General features: G+C 66.8%; 13 protein-coding genes. 5 read left to right on the forward strand and 8 right to left on the reverse strand.

Annotated elements, in window-relative coordinates; translation table 11 throughout:
- The first annotated feature begins 21 nt into the window (after positions 1–21).
- Positions 22–837, forward strand: coding sequence for a helix-turn-helix domain-containing protein (locus IG178_RS09385; RefSeq protein WP_193212286.1), 816 nt, complete (start codon positions 22–24; stop codon positions 835–837).
- A 346-nt stretch (positions 838–1,183) separates the two neighbouring features.
- Here IG178_RS09385 and IG178_RS09390 read toward each other — a convergent pair whose 3' ends face one another.
- The 6 genes from IG178_RS09390 to IG178_RS09415 form a co-directional block, all read right to left on the reverse strand.
- On the reverse strand, positions 1,184–2,374 hold the full coding sequence (locus IG178_RS09390; protein ID WP_193212287.1) for a coiled-coil domain-containing protein: 1,191 nt from the start codon (positions 2,372–2,374) through the stop codon (positions 1,184–1,186).
- Positions 2,375–2,939: 565 nt separating this feature from the next.
- On the reverse strand, positions 2,940–3,647 hold the full coding sequence (gene trmD / locus IG178_RS09395; protein WP_343225952.1) for a tRNA (guanosine(37)-N1)-methyltransferase TrmD: 708 nt from the start codon (positions 3,645–3,647) through the stop codon (positions 2,940–2,942).
- Positions 3,648–3,714: 67 nt separating this feature from the next.
- Positions 3,715–4,905 carry a zinc ribbon domain-containing protein gene (locus IG178_RS09400; protein WP_193212288.1) on the reverse strand — a complete coding sequence of 397 codons (1,191 nt, stop codon included), beginning with the start codon at positions 4,903–4,905 and terminating at the stop codon, positions 3,715–3,717.
- Between the two features lie 63 nt (positions 4,906–4,968).
- On the reverse strand, positions 4,969–6,030 hold the full coding sequence (locus IG178_RS09405) for an SPFH domain-containing protein (RefSeq protein ID WP_193212289.1): 1,062 nt from the start codon (positions 6,028–6,030) through the stop codon (positions 4,969–4,971).
- 100 nt (positions 6,031–6,130) lie between these two features.
- Positions 6,131–7,315 carry an inner membrane CreD family protein gene (locus IG178_RS09410; RefSeq protein WP_193212290.1) on the reverse strand — a complete coding sequence of 395 codons (1,185 nt, stop codon included), beginning with the start codon at positions 7,313–7,315 and terminating at the stop codon, positions 6,131–6,133.
- 5 nt (positions 7,316–7,320) lie between these two features.
- Positions 7,321–8,937, reverse strand: coding sequence for a hypothetical protein (locus IG178_RS09415; RefSeq protein WP_193212291.1), 1,617 nt, complete (start codon positions 8,935–8,937; stop codon positions 7,321–7,323).
- Positions 8,938–9,700: 763 nt separating this feature from the next.
- On the opposite strand from IG178_RS09415, the gene IG178_RS09420 reads away from it, so the two are divergent.
- A complete protein-coding gene (locus IG178_RS09420; protein WP_193212292.1) occupies positions 9,701–10,294 on the forward strand; it encodes an EF-hand domain-containing protein in 594 nt (197 codons plus the stop codon).
- Positions 10,295–10,492: 198 nt separating this feature from the next.
- On the opposite strand, the gene IG178_RS09425 is transcribed toward IG178_RS09420, so the two are convergent.
- Positions 10,493–11,371, reverse strand: coding sequence for a hypothetical protein (locus tag IG178_RS09425; protein WP_226895255.1), 879 nt, complete (start codon positions 11,369–11,371; stop codon positions 10,493–10,495).
- Positions 11,372–11,479: 108 nt separating this feature from the next.
- The gene (locus tag IG178_RS09430) at positions 11,480–12,310 is read right to left on the reverse strand and encodes a hypothetical protein (RefSeq protein ID WP_193212294.1); all 831 of its coding nucleotides are present in this window, start codon (positions 12,308–12,310) and stop codon (positions 11,480–11,482) included.
- Positions 12,311–12,413: 103 nt separating this feature from the next.
- Here IG178_RS09430 and IG178_RS09435 point away from each other — a divergent pair, with 103 nt between their 5' ends.
- The 3 genes from IG178_RS09435 to IG178_RS09445 are packed head-to-tail and all read left to right on the forward strand — an operon-like array spanning position 12,414 to position 15,138.
- Entirely contained in the window at positions 12,414–12,857 is a 444-nt protein-coding gene (locus IG178_RS09435) for an ATP-dependent zinc protease family protein (RefSeq protein WP_193212295.1), read from the forward strand.
- Positions 12,854–14,044: a 30S ribosomal protein S6--L-glutamate ligase gene (rimK, locus tag IG178_RS09440; RefSeq protein ID WP_193212296.1), complete on the forward strand. Its 1,191-nt coding sequence runs from the start codon at positions 12,854–12,856 to the stop codon at positions 14,042–14,044. Before IG178_RS09435 ends, rimK begins: the two co-directional genes overlap by 4 nt.
- Positions 14,041–15,138 (forward strand): succinylglutamate desuccinylase/aspartoacylase family protein, encoded by a 1,098-nt coding sequence (locus IG178_RS09445; protein WP_343225953.1) that lies wholly within the window; start codon positions 14,041–14,043, stop codon positions 15,136–15,138. Before rimK ends, IG178_RS09445 begins: the two co-directional genes overlap by 4 nt.
- Positions 15,139–15,199: the final 61 nt, after the last annotated feature.

The following is a 15,199-nucleotide window of genomic DNA, read 5'->3' on the forward strand; positions in this document are numbered from 1 at the left end:
TTTCCCCCGAATGGGTAGGTTGTGAGCGGTCAAGCTTGGAACATTTGGGCGCAGCAGCTGAACACGCCGCTCGGCTCGCTGGTCGAGACCGGGCAGGTTCTCCACTCGACGGGGCGGATGTCGCGGTTCCGCTACCTGCGGCGCTATGCGCTGGTGGTCATCACGCGCGGGGAAGGCCATTTCGAGGACGAGCGGGGGCTTGCGCGGAGTGTCGCCGCGGGCGACTGGATCCTCGTTTTTCCAGAAGTCGGCCATTTCTACCGGCCCGACCAGCCGGGCGGCTGGGACGAGGTCTACATCATGTTCGAGGGGCCGGTTTTTGAAACCTGGCGGCAGCAAGGGGTGCTGGACCCGGCCCGGCCGACCGGACGGCTGCCGGACGCGGACGCCTGGATGGAGGATTTCCGGAAGACCCTGCTGGAATCCGATTCCGGCGCCTTGACGCGGCTGTGCGGGTTCCAGCGTCTGCTCGCGACCGCGCTCGAGGGCGCGGGGGACTCGCCGCCATCGTCCGGCAACCGGCCCGCCTGGTTTGGCGACGCCTGCCGGATGCTTTCGCGCCCCGAAACCGGGGCGGAGAAGGCCGCCGCGGAGCTGGGCATGAACTACGAGACCTTCCGGAGGAAATTCAAGCAACACGCCGGCGTCGCCCCGCACCGCTACCATCGCCAGCAGCTGGTGAACCTCGCGGCGCGGATGCTGGACACTACCACCCTGAAGTCCGCGGAGATCGCCCGCACGCTGGGATTCAGCGACGAGGCTTATTTCTCCCGCGTCTTCAAACAGATTTCGGGGCGCTCGCCGCGGGCTTACCGGACCCGACAGGAGTCACGGTGAGAGGCGTTTCCGGGGAGGGTGGCACTGTCCCGTGCCCCGAAAGCGGTGTCGGCGCTGCGCTCTGCCACCGCACTCCAAAGTGTTGCTGCGGTGGCATCGTAACCTTGGAGTGCGCCGGCAGAGGGAGCTGGTGACCGGCGACGGTGCTTTTGGGGGGCGGTCGTGTCCGGGAGAGATCGGGTGGCGACCTTTCGGTTTCCGGGGCGGAGAAGTGATACCGGGAGGGGATATGAGCCGGTGCCCCGAAAGCGGTGTCGGCGCTGCGCTCTGCCACCGCACTCCAAAGAAAAACGGCCGGGACCCCGAGGATCCCGGCCGCTGGGCCATGAAAGGTTGATGCTGGAACTCAGAGGCCGGCGTTCTCCTGGCCTTGGGCCGGATCCTTGGCGGCGGTCTTGGCTTCGAGTTGTTCGATCTGCTTGCGCAGGTCGTTGACCTCGGTGCTCTTGCTGGCGACTTCCTGTTTCAGGCCGTTCTGGGTCTCGAGTGCGGCGGCCAGCTTGCGGTGGGTTTCCTTGAGCTCGCCTTCCAGACGGACGGTCGCCTGTTCGGCTTTGACCCGCGCCGCAGTGGCTTCCTTGATCGCCTTGGTGGCCTGGGCGGACTGTTCGTTGGCGGCTTTGATTTCCGCTGCCAGCGGCTGGATCGTGCCGCGCAACTGGGCGGCTTCCTTCTCCAGCATCGCCAGGCTTTGTTGGGTCGAGTCCAGCTTGCCGCGGGTGCTTTCCAACTCCTTGGTGACGCTGGCGTTGGTGGTCTTGAGGGTCTCGGCTTCCTTGTTCGCCGCAACCAGCTGCTCCTTGGCGGTGCCCAGGTTCTTGGCCAGATCATCGCGCTCCTTGCGGGTCTTGATCAGGTCCGCGAGGTGGGCTTTCGCACGACCGGTGAGGTCGGCGAAGGCTTTCTTCGCCTGATCGGCGGCATTGCGGGCCGCGGCCAGCAGGCGCTTGCTTTCGTCGTGGGCCTTGGTCTCGGCGGCGAGTTTCTGGGCCAGCTGCTCGCCGGACTCCTTCAGGCCGGCGATTTCCTTCTTGAGGGCCATCCGTTCGGCGGGGGCCTGGAGTTCGCCGCGGACCGCGGCCATGTCCTGTTTCAGGGTGGCGAATTCCTTGAGCGCGGAGCCCATTTCATCGCGGAAGCTGGCGAGCTTCTGGTAGGCCTCCTCGCCGGCACCGAGCTTCTTCTCAAGCACGCCGGCCTTGTTTTTCCAATCGGCGACTTCGCGGTTGGTGCCTTCGAGCTGTTTGCGCAGGTCGGCGAGCTGTTTCTCGAGCTGCTGCTTGGCTTCGCGGACGGTCGCGGCTTCCTTGCGGGCGGCATCCCGCTGGCCGGCGACTTCCTTGGCTTCCCCACGCGCTTCTTTGATCGCGTGGTTCATCGATTCGAAGCGCTTCTGCAAGCCGGCCAGGGCATCGAGCGGGATGGCTTCCTCCTGGGAATTCACGGTAGCCGCGGCATTGGCGGCGGGCTGGGATCCGTTCTTCGACGGATCCTCGTTGGCGCGAGCCACGGGGCTGATAGCCACCGCGAGACTCATCCAGAGGGGGGTAGTTTGAGTTAGCTTCATCATAGGTGAGGTTGAGCTTCCCCTGACGGGTAGGCGTCGTTGTGTCCGATGAAAAGCGATAATTAATCTAGGTTAAGCAAATGCGTTGGATTCGTGCATGGTGCTTGCAATCTGCATGGGGGAAACAGGCGACTTTGGAGTGCGGTGGCAAAGCGCAGCGGCGACACCGCTTTCGGACCACCGGAGGGGAAGGCCGGGTATTCGGGCGTTGAATCGCCGGGACGTGCTGTGGGGACAGCGGTGGGGGTCTTCCGGCTATTGGAGGTGAGGCCAGCCGCAACAAAGCGCCGTCGCCGGTCGCTGCGCTCCCTCTGCCGGCGCACTCCAAAGTACCTTGGAGTGCGGTGGCAGAGCGCAGCGCCGACACCGCTTTCGGGGCACCGGAGGGGAAGACCGGGTATTCGAGCGTTGAATCGCCGGGACGTGCTGTGGGGACAGCGGTGGGGGGCTTCCGGCTATTGGAGGCGGGGCCACCCGCAACAAAGCGCCGTCGCCGGTCGCTGCGCTCCCTCTGCCGGCGCACTCCAAAGCCCGGTCAGCCCCCGCCCAGCAAGTCGGGCCGGTTGCGGCGGGTCCGCTCCAGGGCTTGCTCCTTTTTCCAGGCCTCGATCTTCGCGTGGTGACCGGAGATCAGGACGTCGGGGACCTTCATGCCGCGGAAATTGGTCGGCCGGGTGTAGGCGGGGGCTTCCAGCAGGTTCGGATCGGAAAAGGATTCATCCTGATGCGAGCGCTCGTCGCCGAGGGCGCCGGGCAGCAGGCGGACGATGGCATCGGTGACGACGGCCGCGGCGATGGCCCCGTTGGTCAGGACGTAGTCGCCGATGGAGAGCTCAAGGTCAACGAGTTGCTCGATCACGCGGTGGTCGACGCCCTCGTAGTGCCCGCACAGCAGGATGAGGTGGGTTTCCTGGGAAAGCTCCCGGGCGACGGCCTGTTTGAAGACCCGCCCCTGAGGAGTCATCAGCACGACCTTCGACTCGGGCCGGCGCAGCGCCTCGATCGCGTCGAAGATCGGGCCGGGCAGCATCAGCATGCCTTGGCCGCCGCCGCACAAGGTGTCATCGGTGCGCCGGTGCTTGTCGGTCGCCCAGTCGCGGATGTTGTGGGCGTGAATCTCGACGATGCCGGCGGCCTGGGCGCGCTTGATGATGCTTTCGCCCAAGGGGGCGAGGGCGATCTCGGGGAAGAGGGTGAGGATGTCGATGCGCATCGTGCGGGCCGCCTTGTAACCGCGGATCACGGGACCGGTCGAATCTTTGTCGCGGAGGCGCCGGGGTCATCCGGCGGAGCAATGGCTCGTCGGGACCCTAGCGCTGGCTTGCCAGGGCAATCACGCCGATGACGATCAGCACCAGCAGGACCACGAAGGCGACCTTCCAAGCGCTGATCGGGAAGCGGGCATGGGCGCTGCCGGTCACGGCATTGACCGCGCCTTGCCAGGTCTTGCGCCGGTACTGGTAGGCGAGCAGCCAGATCGGCACGAGGATGTGCTTGAAGGTCTTGTCGGAGAATTCCGGATAGATCCGCAAGTTGCGGTAGGTGTCGCCGGGGACCTCGCGGCCGCAGGCTTCGCGCAGCATCGCTTCCATGGTGCCAAAGCCGTGCCGGGCGGCATCGAGGAGCGGGACCTGATACTGCTCGACCTGCCAGCCCGACACATAGCGGGTCTCGTAGGGTACCAGGTCCTTGGTCGGAAAGGGTTCGAGCTTCCGCAACAGGTCGATGTCCAGCCCCCGCGACCCGGAAATCACGATGTCGTCGAACCAGGTCGAGACGTGACCTCTGGCCGGACGCCAGCGGATCCGGCGCTCCTGACGGGTGACCGTGCGACCCTGCGAGTCGCGGTCGGTCACGGTGACGTAGTAGTAAGTGCCGCTGTCGGCGGTCCACGGGCATTCGGCGGAGGCGTCGAAGGTCCAATAGGGGAGGTAGACGCGGTGGATGCGGTCGATCAGGTTGCGGCGCTTGAGGTCGTTCGGAGCGAACCAGCGCTCGGCGAGGAATTTTTTCAGCGCGTGATAGGCCTGCTCCTTGGAAACCACCGCCGGCAACAGTGACTCCGGCGAGATCGGGCTCTTGATCTCCGTGTAATCGAGCAGCTCGGGCGAGCCGCAGAAGTCGCAGTGCTGGGCAACGGTTTCAGCGGAGCGGACCAGCACCGCGTGGCAGTGGTTGCACTGGACGCGCCGGGTCGAGGTGTCGACCGTGCGGCCGGCCTCGCCGAGCCGGTGGAGCGCCTCGTCGAGATCGTGTTCCACCACTGCTCCGGCCAGCGGCGGCGGGCCCAGCCGGGGAAACTCGGTCCCGCAGTAGGGGCACACCAGTTGCGCCTTGCCGGGGTCCCATTCAGCCTTGCCGCCGCACTCCGGGCAGACGTGGCGCTCCATCGAGCGCACCTCCGCCGCCACCCCGCGGTCGCCGGGAAGCGGCGGCGGGATGCGTTTTTTCGGCAGTTCGATCGGCGAGGAGTCCGCGGTCGCTGGGTCGGATGCGTCCATGATGGTGCGTGAGGGCGGGCAGCCCCCATCACGGACCGGGGCGGATGGCCCCGGCGATGGAGATTACTTGGCGAGGAACTCGTCGAGCGCGGCGCGGGTGACACGGTAGGCGGAACCGATCTTCTTGGCGGGCAGGTTGCCGGCCTCGATCTCCGCCATCACGTCGGCATCGGACACGCCGAGCATCTGCGCGATGGTCGCCGGGTCGAGGACGTCGATTTCCGGCACCGCGGGAGAGGCACCGGGTACGGGAGGCGGGGTGCCACCGGTCAGGTTGCCCTGTTGCATCAACTCCTTCGCGACCGCGAATCCGACCGCCAGTTCGCTGGCCATGCCGGCGGCTCCACCGCCACCACCGCCCGCGGCCATGCCCTGGCCCATCTGGTACTTCACATAGTCGTTGAGATTGCCGATCGCCGACATGGCCGAGCGCTTGTCGATGGCTTCCTCGACTTCCGGCGGGACGCTGACGTTCTCGACGATGAAGGACGCGACCTCGATGCCGTACTTCGCGGAGATCACCGGATTGATCAGCGGCAGCAACGCGTCGCCGAGGTCCATGTAGCGGGTGGCGACATCGAAGACCGGCACATGCGCGGTGGCGAGGGCGTCGGAGAAGACGCTGACGATGCGCGAGCGCATGGTGTCGGCGAATTCGTCGACGCGGAAGTCATGGTCGGAGCCGGCGACCTCCTTGAGGAAGACCGGCACGTTCACCACCTTGAAATCGTAGGTGCCGTAGGCGCGGGCCCGGACCACGCCGAGGTCGGCGTCGCGCAGCATGATCGGGTTGGCGGTGCCCCACTTGTTGCCGGTGAAGAGGCGGGTGTTGACGAAGTAGACGTCGGCTTTGAAGGGCGACTGGAAGCCGTACTTCCAGCCCTTGAGGCGGGTCAGCACCGGGATGTTGTCGGTGGTCAGCGTGTGCTTGCCGGGCCCGAAGGCGTCGCCGAACTGGCCGAGATAGAGGAACTGGGCCGACTGGCTTTCGCGGACGATGAGCTGGGCGCCGTTCTTGATTGCCTTGTCATCGTCGGGGAAGCGCCAGGCGATGGTGTCCCGCGAGTCGTCCTGCCACTCGATGATCTCGAGCAGCTCGCCTTTGATGAAGTCCATGAGTCCCATAATTCTGGAGGGGTTGAAGTGCCCGATCACAGTGGATGGCACCCGTGGGGCGGGCAATGAGAAATCGGCGGCGATTTCGGAAGCCGGTGCCCGGACGGGCTCAGGCCGGCCGGGCCCCCTGCCCGAAAACCCCGCGCCAGTCGACCCGGGCGGTCAGGAACATCAGCAGTGCCAGCGTCAGCACCGAGACCACCGCCAGGGTGATGCCGGTCAGGCCGTCGAAGAAGAAGGACAGGCTGAACAGGGTGAGATAGGTCAACTGGGCCGGTACCGCGACCCGGAACAACAGGCGGCCGCCGATGGCGCGCAGGTAGCCGGCGACCAGCAGCAGCGACACCCCGCTGGCGACGGCGAAGCTGGCATAGGGCGACAACAGGTCGACGAGATAGGCGAACAGCAGGTGGAAGGCGAAGAAGCCGGCACTGACGAAGAAGACATGCATCGGGTGCAGCGGGATGCCCTTCAGCGCGGCGATGATCATGACCACGGAGATGAAAAACAGCAGCGATACCGGCGCGAACATCACGATCCGCTGCGCGACCGGGCCGGCATTGAGGAGCTTGGGCATGTCCATGCCGATGTCCGGCGCAGAGAGCACGTCGGGGAAGAGCCAGGCGAGGTCCCAGCCGGTGGCATCCTCCTGCCGTTGGTCGGGCGAGCCGGTGCCGACGGGGAAGTTGATGTCGGCGAAGTTCACGCGCATCCGCAGGTCGAAGCCGGTGATCCGGCGGTTGTCGGGAAAGGAGTAGTTCCAGGAGTCGGTGCCGCGGGTGCGGTAGGCGACATGCAGCGGCACGCTTTCCCCGGCGGGCACCACCACCGCCCGCGTCACCACGCCGTTGCTGGCCGCGGTGGCGCTGTCGGCCACGCCGTCGAGCTGGAAGACGAAGCCGTGCAGGCCGGCACTGTCCGGTGGCAACGCGAAGCGCAGGTAGAAGGTCTGCGGGATCCGGGTGGGATTGGCGAAGGTGTAGTCGGCCTTGAAATCGACCCCGTAGGTGCGGTGCCACAGCAGCCCCCGGCGTTTCGGCTCGGATTCCAGCGCGACGGTGACCTTGCTGGTTGCGGGCAGCACTTCGGCGCGGCCGTCGGGTGCGTTCGGGGTGAGATAGTAGGCGTCCGGATGTTCCTGGACGAGGGCCGGCCCCCAGACGCCGGAGACCTCGCCCCGCATCGCCGAGGTCGAGGAGCGGGTTCGCTGGCCGATCGCGGAGCCGAGCAGGGTCCAGGCGACACAGGTGCAGGCGACGATGCCAGCGGAGACGAGGAGGTTGTTCTTTTTCATGGCGGTCAGCGGGTGGTGGTGAGGTCGGCGCGTTGGTAGAAGACCGCGACGGCAGGCACCTCGTCGCGGCAGAGGTTCTTGCCCAGCCGGATGGCGGACCCCGGGTCCCCGGACTCGAGACTCGTGCGGGTCAAGTTGCCGTTCACTTCGGAGCGGTACGCGGCGGGCAGATCGATCCTCCACGACAGCGAGTGGATGAAGACCGGGGTGCGGGGCAGGGCCAGCGAAAGCGTTCCGGAGACCGGGTCGAGCGGGTCGCCGGCGGCGGTGAAGGAGAGCTGCAGTTTGGTCGTCGACTCGCCGCCCGGGGGCAGCGGGATCTCGATCCTGCCGTCGCCGCGGTCGACCGGCCGGGTTTCGCGGCCGTTCACGGAGCAGTTCAGCAAGGTGGCTCCCGCCGGGCTTTCGAGGGCGATGCGCAGCGGTTGCCGGTGCTCCACCTCCAGCACGCCTTCGATCAGCCGCGAACCGTCGACCTCTTGTTGGAGAAACCAGGCGGCCTTGGGAATCACCGCGTCGGCGGTGGCGACCAGCGGCAATTCGCGGGCCTGCAGCGGGGTTGTGCCGTCCTTGCCCTCGAGGGTGAAGTAGGGTGACCCGGCCAAGGCCTCGCGCAGCGCGGCGGGGAGGTTGCCGGCGTCGAAGGGACCGGCCAGACCGGCGGCCTCGAAGGCCCGGCGCGGATTGGCGGCAATCAGGAAGCGGGTCTGCAGGGCGCCCGTGCCCATGGGTGTCGCGAGCTGCCAGGTCGAGTCGAGCGGGCGCAGCGGGCGGCGGTAGCTCAGGACGATCTCGCGCTCGAGCAGGTCACGGCTCTTCCATTTCAGGTTCAGCCGCGTCGTCCCGTCGGCATCCCGTCCCGTCCGCTGGCTCGCGAGATCGCTTCCTTGCGCGCTCACCTCGCGGGCGTCGGCGGGCAGGCGCAATCCGGCGGACAGTCCCGACCCGCCGGTGGCGGAGGCGCGGCCGCTGACGACGTGAACCAGCTCTCCCTCGTCTTCCCGGACCAGCACCTGGAACTGCCACGACCAGTCCGATGGCTGCGGCGGGCGCGAGGCTTCCTCGGCTTCGCGGGTGGAAAGCGCGCGCAAGGTCACCGGGCCTCCGGCCGCGGGTAGCGGCAGGGTTTGCCCGGCGGTCAGCGGCCGTTCATTCACCAGCAGGCCGGTCTCGTCGGTTTCCACCAGCAGCGACGGACAGGGAGGCAGATCGAGCGTCAGCTCCGGGCCGTCGCCCAGCAGGCGAACGGTGAACGTGCTGGTGCCCTTGGCCTCCGCGGCGTGGCAGATCCGGCCGTCGCGGACCAGCAGCTTGACCTCCATCGCCTCATCGGCATCCAAGCTCACGGTCCCGCCAACCAAGGGCACCAGAACCTGTGCGTCGGTGAAGCTCAAAGTGCGGAATGTCGCCTCGACGGCGATCTGACCGCCCGCGCGGAGGACCTTCATCCGTGCCGCACCGAGTGCCGGCGGCAAGGTTTCCGCCGCGGGGGAGACGTCCTTGCCTTCGTCCAGCAGCCGCCTCAGCTCCAGGTAGGGCAGCCTGACCTCGGCATCGCCGAGCGGGTCGGCAGGGGCGGAACAGGGTGAAAGAAAAACCGCGGCCATCAGCAATCGCTTCATGTCGTGACCGTCGCCGCGAGGGGTGAAAGGCGGATGAACCCCGGGTGAAGAATTCGGCTTCGCCGTGTGAATGAGAGCCCAAGCTCCTTGGAGTGCGGTGGCAGAGCGAAGCGGCGACACCGCTTTCGAACCACCGGGGAAAGTCCGCGAGTTCGCAAAGACTGCTGCACCGATCCGCGCCAGCCCGGCAACCCGAGGGAATCCTCCCCATTCCCCGCACTGGGAGCACCCACGCCAAAGCGCCGTCGCCGGTCGCTACGCTCCCTCTGCCGGCGCACTCCAAAGTACCTTGGAGTGCGGTGGCAGAGCGCAGCGGCGACACCGCTTTCGAGTGACTGGGGCAAGGCCGCGAGTTCACAAGGGCTGCTGCACCAATCCGCGCCAGTCCGGCAATCCGGGGGGATTCGAAAAGTTCCCCGCACTGCGAGCACCCCACCCAAAGCGCCGTCGCCGGTCGCTGCGCTCCCTCTGCTGGCGCACTCCAAAGTACCTTGGAGTGCGGTGGCAGAGCGAAGCGGCGACACCGCATTCGAGTGACTGGGGCAAGTCCGCGAGTTCACAAGGACTGCCGCACCGATCCGTTCCAGCCCGGCAACCCGATGGAATCCTCCCCATTCCCCGCACTGCGAGCACCCAAGCCAAAGCGCCGTCGCCGGTCGCGAGCTCCCTCTGCCGGCGCACTCCAAAGGGGCGTCGCAACTTCCCGGCGGGCCACCGGTTGGAAACTCCGGCTTCCTTGGCCGCTTTCCATTTTCCTGCCGTCATGAACACCAAACTTCCCTGGATGATCCTCGCCGCCGGCCTGCTCGCCGCCTGCGATGAAAAGACCGAGCCGGCCGCCGCCGCGCCGGAATCGAAATCGACCCAGCCGTTCCCGACCAAACGGGCGGAAACGCGCACTCCGGCGGCGCCGCCAGAAGTGGCGCCGGTCCCCGAAGCCGCGCCGCCTGCCATCGCCGGCGAGGCGGCAGCCGCAGCGCCTCCGGTCGTGCCTCCCGCCGCGCCGGCGATGACGGCGGAGGAGCGCGAGGCCCGGCGTGCAGAACAACGCGAGCAACGGATCGCCCGCATGACCGAACAGGTGACGGCCCGCTTGAAGGAGCGCGACACCAACGGCGACGGCATGCTGGCGAAGGACGAGGTGTCCGGCCGGATGGGGCGCGGCTTCGACCGGGCCGACACCAATGGCGACGGGATGCTCGATGCCGCCGAGCAGGAGGCCATGATCCAGAGCATGACCGAACGGATGGCGGACTTCGACCGCCGCGACCGGGGCGGTCGCTTCGGGGGCGGCGGGAACTTCGGCGGCCGGGGAAACTTCGGCGAAGGCCGCGGTCCGCGCCGGCAACCCGATTGACGCAGGACCGTGATGTTGCGGCTGGCGCATGGCAACGTGTTGAAGACTACAGATACGGGATTTGTTGAGGCCGCGATCGAAGGTCTCGGCCGAAGGTATTGCGCTCCATCGCGGAGTTGTATCGTGCCGTTTTCGGTTTGCCGCCGAGTGCGGCGAGCGAGAGGGAGCGGCTAGCAGTTGTTTTTGGATGCCCTCATTCTAGCCTGCAGACTCCGTTTCAAGCCGGGCCACCAGGCCTTCGGTGACGGCGTCCGGCGAGAACTCGCCGGCGGTGATGCCGATGCGGGAGATGCCGGCAAAGTCCTTGGGATCGAGGCTGGCGACATCGGGGATGGCAAAGGCCGGGAGGCCCAGCCGCCGGGAAGCTTCGATCAAGGTCCGGACCGAGGCCTCCCGCGCCTCGCCCGCGACGATGATGGCTTCCGACCAGCGGCTGAGCGCTTCCACGGACCGGACCCGCTCGCTATTGGCAGGTGCGGTCGTATCGAGGAAAACCATGCGGCTGTCGGGGTGCTGCAGCCGCAGCGCTTCCGCCACCCCGTTGGCGAGGCGGCGGGAAATCCCCGTCTGGCAGACCAGGCCGAACTTCGGGGCAAAGGGCAGTTGCGAGGCCTGGTCGCCATCTTCCACCACGATCGCACCTTTCGCTTCGCCGGAGATCGCGGCGCTTTCCGCGTCGTCGCGGGAACCGATCACCAGCGGCTTGCAATGTTCCAGGGTCAGCAGGTTGAGGGAGGTCTGGGCACGGCGAACGGCGGGCAGGGTCAAGTCGAGCAATTCATGGCCGGCTTCCTTCCAGCGCCGCCGGCAGTCCCTGGGCAGGCCGTGGAGGGGAACCACCACGGTGTGGGTCGGGGCTCGATATTCCCCGGCGGATCCTTCAAGGGCGCCGCGGCGCCGGTAAAGCTCGCACAGCGCCGGATCGGGGGCGAGCGGGCCGAGGAGGGTGACCGGGCCGCGTTTCAGCCGGGCGTCGAGCCGGGCGAGGGCGGCGCGGGTTTCGTCGCCGTGGCCCGCGGTGTGGGCGCGGCGGATTTCAAAACGCATGGCCGGCGGGGAAATGGCTGGGGACGACATGAACTTTGTGATGCAAAGTAATTGGCTGCGGGTGATCCCGAATGACGGGGTGTGCAATCACTTTGCAAAACAAAGTGAAGCTGGCAAGAGGGAATTGGCGGGGTCGCGTCAGCGGTCCTCGCGCACGGGGACAGTGGTGAGCCGGGCTCCGCCGCCAAGCTTGAGCATGGCCTGGTTGATTGCGTCGAAAACTTCCGGGCTGGAATAGAACGGTCCTGCGCCCATGCCGCCGGTGGAGTGGGTTTCGATCAAAACCAGCTCCCCGCCGACGAGGAGGAAAGAGGGATTGCCGGAGTCGCCCTTGACGACATTTCTGGTCAGGTTCGGCGGAATGCGGTCGGGATCGGGGCGGCGGAACGCCATGCCAATACCGGAGACGCGGTTGATCTCGTGGATGTGGGCTTGCCGATACTGGTTGGTTACCACGGCGAGGCAGCCGGCGAGGTTTGGGTTCGATGGCGAGGGCGGGAGCACCCGGTAGAACGGCACCGAGGCTGGCAGCGGGGCGTCGAGCTTGCCGACACAGACGTCGGTGATGCCGGTGAGCGGGACGACGGCGGTCAAGGTGCGCTGGTGGAGCTTTCCGCGGGGATCGTGGAAGGCCAGCGTCGCGCCGACCGGCCGCGGATAGTGGCGGGCCATCACCACGTGAACCGGCGAGACCAGGGTGGCGGTGCGGGAGTCGTCCCAAGCGATGCCGGAAAAGTTCAGCCGGCCGGTGAAGTTCCGCGCCCGTTGCGAGGTGCCGCTGCGCGAGTATTGGGAAAAGATGTCGGTTGAGGTGGCACCGTCGAGGAGCTGCGCGAAACGCTGGTCGGAGTCGCGGCGGATGTCAGCGACCGAGAGGGCGCTCGTGGGTGCCGGTGGCATCCGGGGGACGCCCGGTCCGCATCCGGTGAAGACGAAAGCCAGTAGCAACAGGCGGGGAAGGCGGATCATGGCGGCGTCAGCTTTCCTGCGGTCGGGGCGGGAAGCCAATCCTCAAATCTTTTCGATCCCGGGTGGGCAGCCGGAAGGGCGTCTGCTAGATTCGGCCATCAGCATGAACCTCAAGACGATCGGCTGGGCCGAATACATCGACTATCCCGAGTGGGGGATCGACGGGGTGAAGGCGAAGATCGACACCGGCGCGCGCAGCAGCGCGCTGCACGTGGAGAACCTCGAGGACCTCGGGGACGGCCGGGTGGAGTTCGATGTCGTCTACTCGCGGCGCAAGCCCTTCAAGCGGAAGCGGGTCACCGCGCCGGTGGTGAAGTGGGCGCGGGTGCGATCGAGCACCGGCCACTTCCAGAAGCGCTGCTTCGTGATGGCGCGGATCCGGATCGGCGAAGAGGAGTGCGAGGTCGAGATCTCGCTGGTGTCGCGCGACAAAATGCTGTTCCGCATGCTGCTGGGGCGAAAGGCGCTCGAGCACCGCTTCCTGGTGGACGTGAGCCGGCGCAACGTGCTCTCGAGCCGCCGCTCGAAGAAGAAAAAGATCACATGAAAATCGGTATCCTTTCCTGTAGCCCGAAGTGCTACAGCACCCGCCGGCTCAAGGAAGCGGCGGAGAAGCGCGGGCATCGCGTCTTTGTTCTCAATACCTTGCGGCTCGCGCTCAACGTCGAGGGCGATGACCCGCACCTGATGTACAACGGCAAGACCCTGTCGACCTACGATGCGGTGATCCCGCGGATCGGGGCCTCGATCACCTTCTACGGTCTGGCGGTACTGCGGCAGTTCGAGCAGATGGGCGTGTCGGTCCTCAATCCGGCGCTCGGGATTTCGCGCAGCCGCGACAAATTGCACGCGATGCAAATCCTCAGCCGCCACGACATCGGCATGCCCCACACCGCCTTCGTGAGGCGCAAGGAAGACGTGCTCGGGGCCATCCAGGCGGTCGGCGGCGCGCCGGTGATCATCAAGTTGCTGGAAGGCACGCAGGGCGTGGGGGTCATCCTCGCCGACACGGCGAAGGTGGCGCAGGCGATTGTCGAGACCTTGCAGAGCACCAAGCAGAACGTGCTGATCCAGAAGTTCGTCAAGGAGAGCAAGGGCAAGGACCTGCGCGCCTTCGTGGTCGGCGACCGGGTGGTCGGGGCGATGCGGCGGCAGGCGCAGGGCGACGAGTTCCGCAGCAACGTCCACCGCGGCGGCAGTGCCACGGCGGTGAAGCTCACGCCGGAGTACGAGGAGACCGCGGTGCGCGCGGCGCAGATTCTCGGTCTCAAGGTCGCCGGCGTCGACATGCTGGAAGGCAACGACGGGCCGCAGGTCATGGAGGTGAACTCGTCGCCCGGACTGGAGGGCATCGAGACCTCGACCAGGATCGACATCGCCGGGCTGGTGATCGAGGAACTGGAAAAGAAGGTGCTTTTCCCCGAAATGGACTACCGCCAGCGGCTGACGATTTCCGCCGGCTTCGGGGTGGCCGAGTTCACCGTGGCGAACCTGCCGATGCTGGAAGGCAAGAAGCTGCGCGAGACCAACCTGATGGAGAACCGCATCCAGGTGCTCAACATCATCCGCAACAAGGTGCCGATCCCGATCCCGGACGGCGACACCTTGATCGAAACCGGCGACAAACTGATCTGCTACGGTGACCTGCTGCACATGCGCTCGATGATGGAGAGTGAAAGGAAGCGTCAGAAGAAGGCCCGGCGCAGCAAGAACTCGAAGAAGAAGGACGCGTGAGGAAGAAGGCCGCCAGCGGCATTGTCACCCGGCTCGGCAACCCCCTCGTCGTGGCGGGCGAGCTCATCGAGCCGGGATGCACCCGCGACCTGCGGCTCGGGTATTCGCAAAGCTACACCGGCATCGAGGTGTCGGTGCCGGTGCGGGTGGTGGCGGCGGAGAAGCCCGGGCCGATCCTGTTCGTGGCGGCGGTGGTTCACGGGGACGAGCTGAACGGGCTGGGCATCATCCGCGAGCTGGTGTTCGACCAGCCGCTGGAACTGCGGCGCGGGGTGGTGATCGCGGTGCCGGTGGTCAATGTTTACGGCATGGACGCGCACAGCCGCTACCTGCCGGACCGCCGCGATCCCAACCGCTGCTTTCCCGGATCCCGGTCGGGCAGCCTGACCAGCCGCTTGACCCACCTGGTCTTCAACGAGGTCATCCGCCAGTGCGACTACGGCCTGGACCTCCACACCGCGGCGGTCCGGCGGACCAACTACCCGAACATCCGCGCCGACCTCGACGACCCGAAAGTGCGGCGGATGGCCAGGGCCTTCGGGTGCGAACTGATCGTCCACAGCCGCGGCGCGGAGGGCAGCCTCCGCCGCACTGCCTGTCGCCGGGGGATTCCGACGATCGTGCTCGAGGCCGGCGAAGTGTGGAAGATCGAGCCCGGGGTGGTCGCGCTCGGCGCCCAAGGCGCCCGCAATGTCCTCAAGCATCTCAAGATGATCGACGGCAAGCCGGTCCCGCCGCCGTTCCAAGTCGAGGTGAGGAAATCGGTGTGGGTCCGGGCCGAGCACGGCGGGATCCTGAAATTCCGCTGCGGGCCGGGGGAACTGGTGCAACAGGGCCAGCTGCTGGCGACCAACCACGACATCTTCGGGCACATCCTCAACGAGATCCGCTCGCCGGCGGACGGGATCATCCAGGGGCTCACCACCATGCCGGCGGTGAAGCCCGGCGAGCCGGTCTTCCACATCGCGCTGCCGCGGCTTTCCTTCGCCGCGCTCAAGCGCCGGATGGCGGCCCGGGCGGGCGAGGGGTTGCATCACGAGGTGCAGGAACAGCTCGCAACCAGCCTGCTGGTGAAGAAACGGCGGCGCCGCTGAGGTCCCCGCGGAGGCCGGAAACCAGGCAAATCCGCCTGATTTTCAATCCCTGCCCCGGTGA

The sequence above is a fragment of the Neoluteolibacter marinus genome (assembly GCF_014904755.1).
Taxonomy (GTDB): Bacteria; Verrucomicrobiota; Verrucomicrobiia; order Verrucomicrobiales; family Akkermansiaceae; genus Haloferula; species Haloferula marina.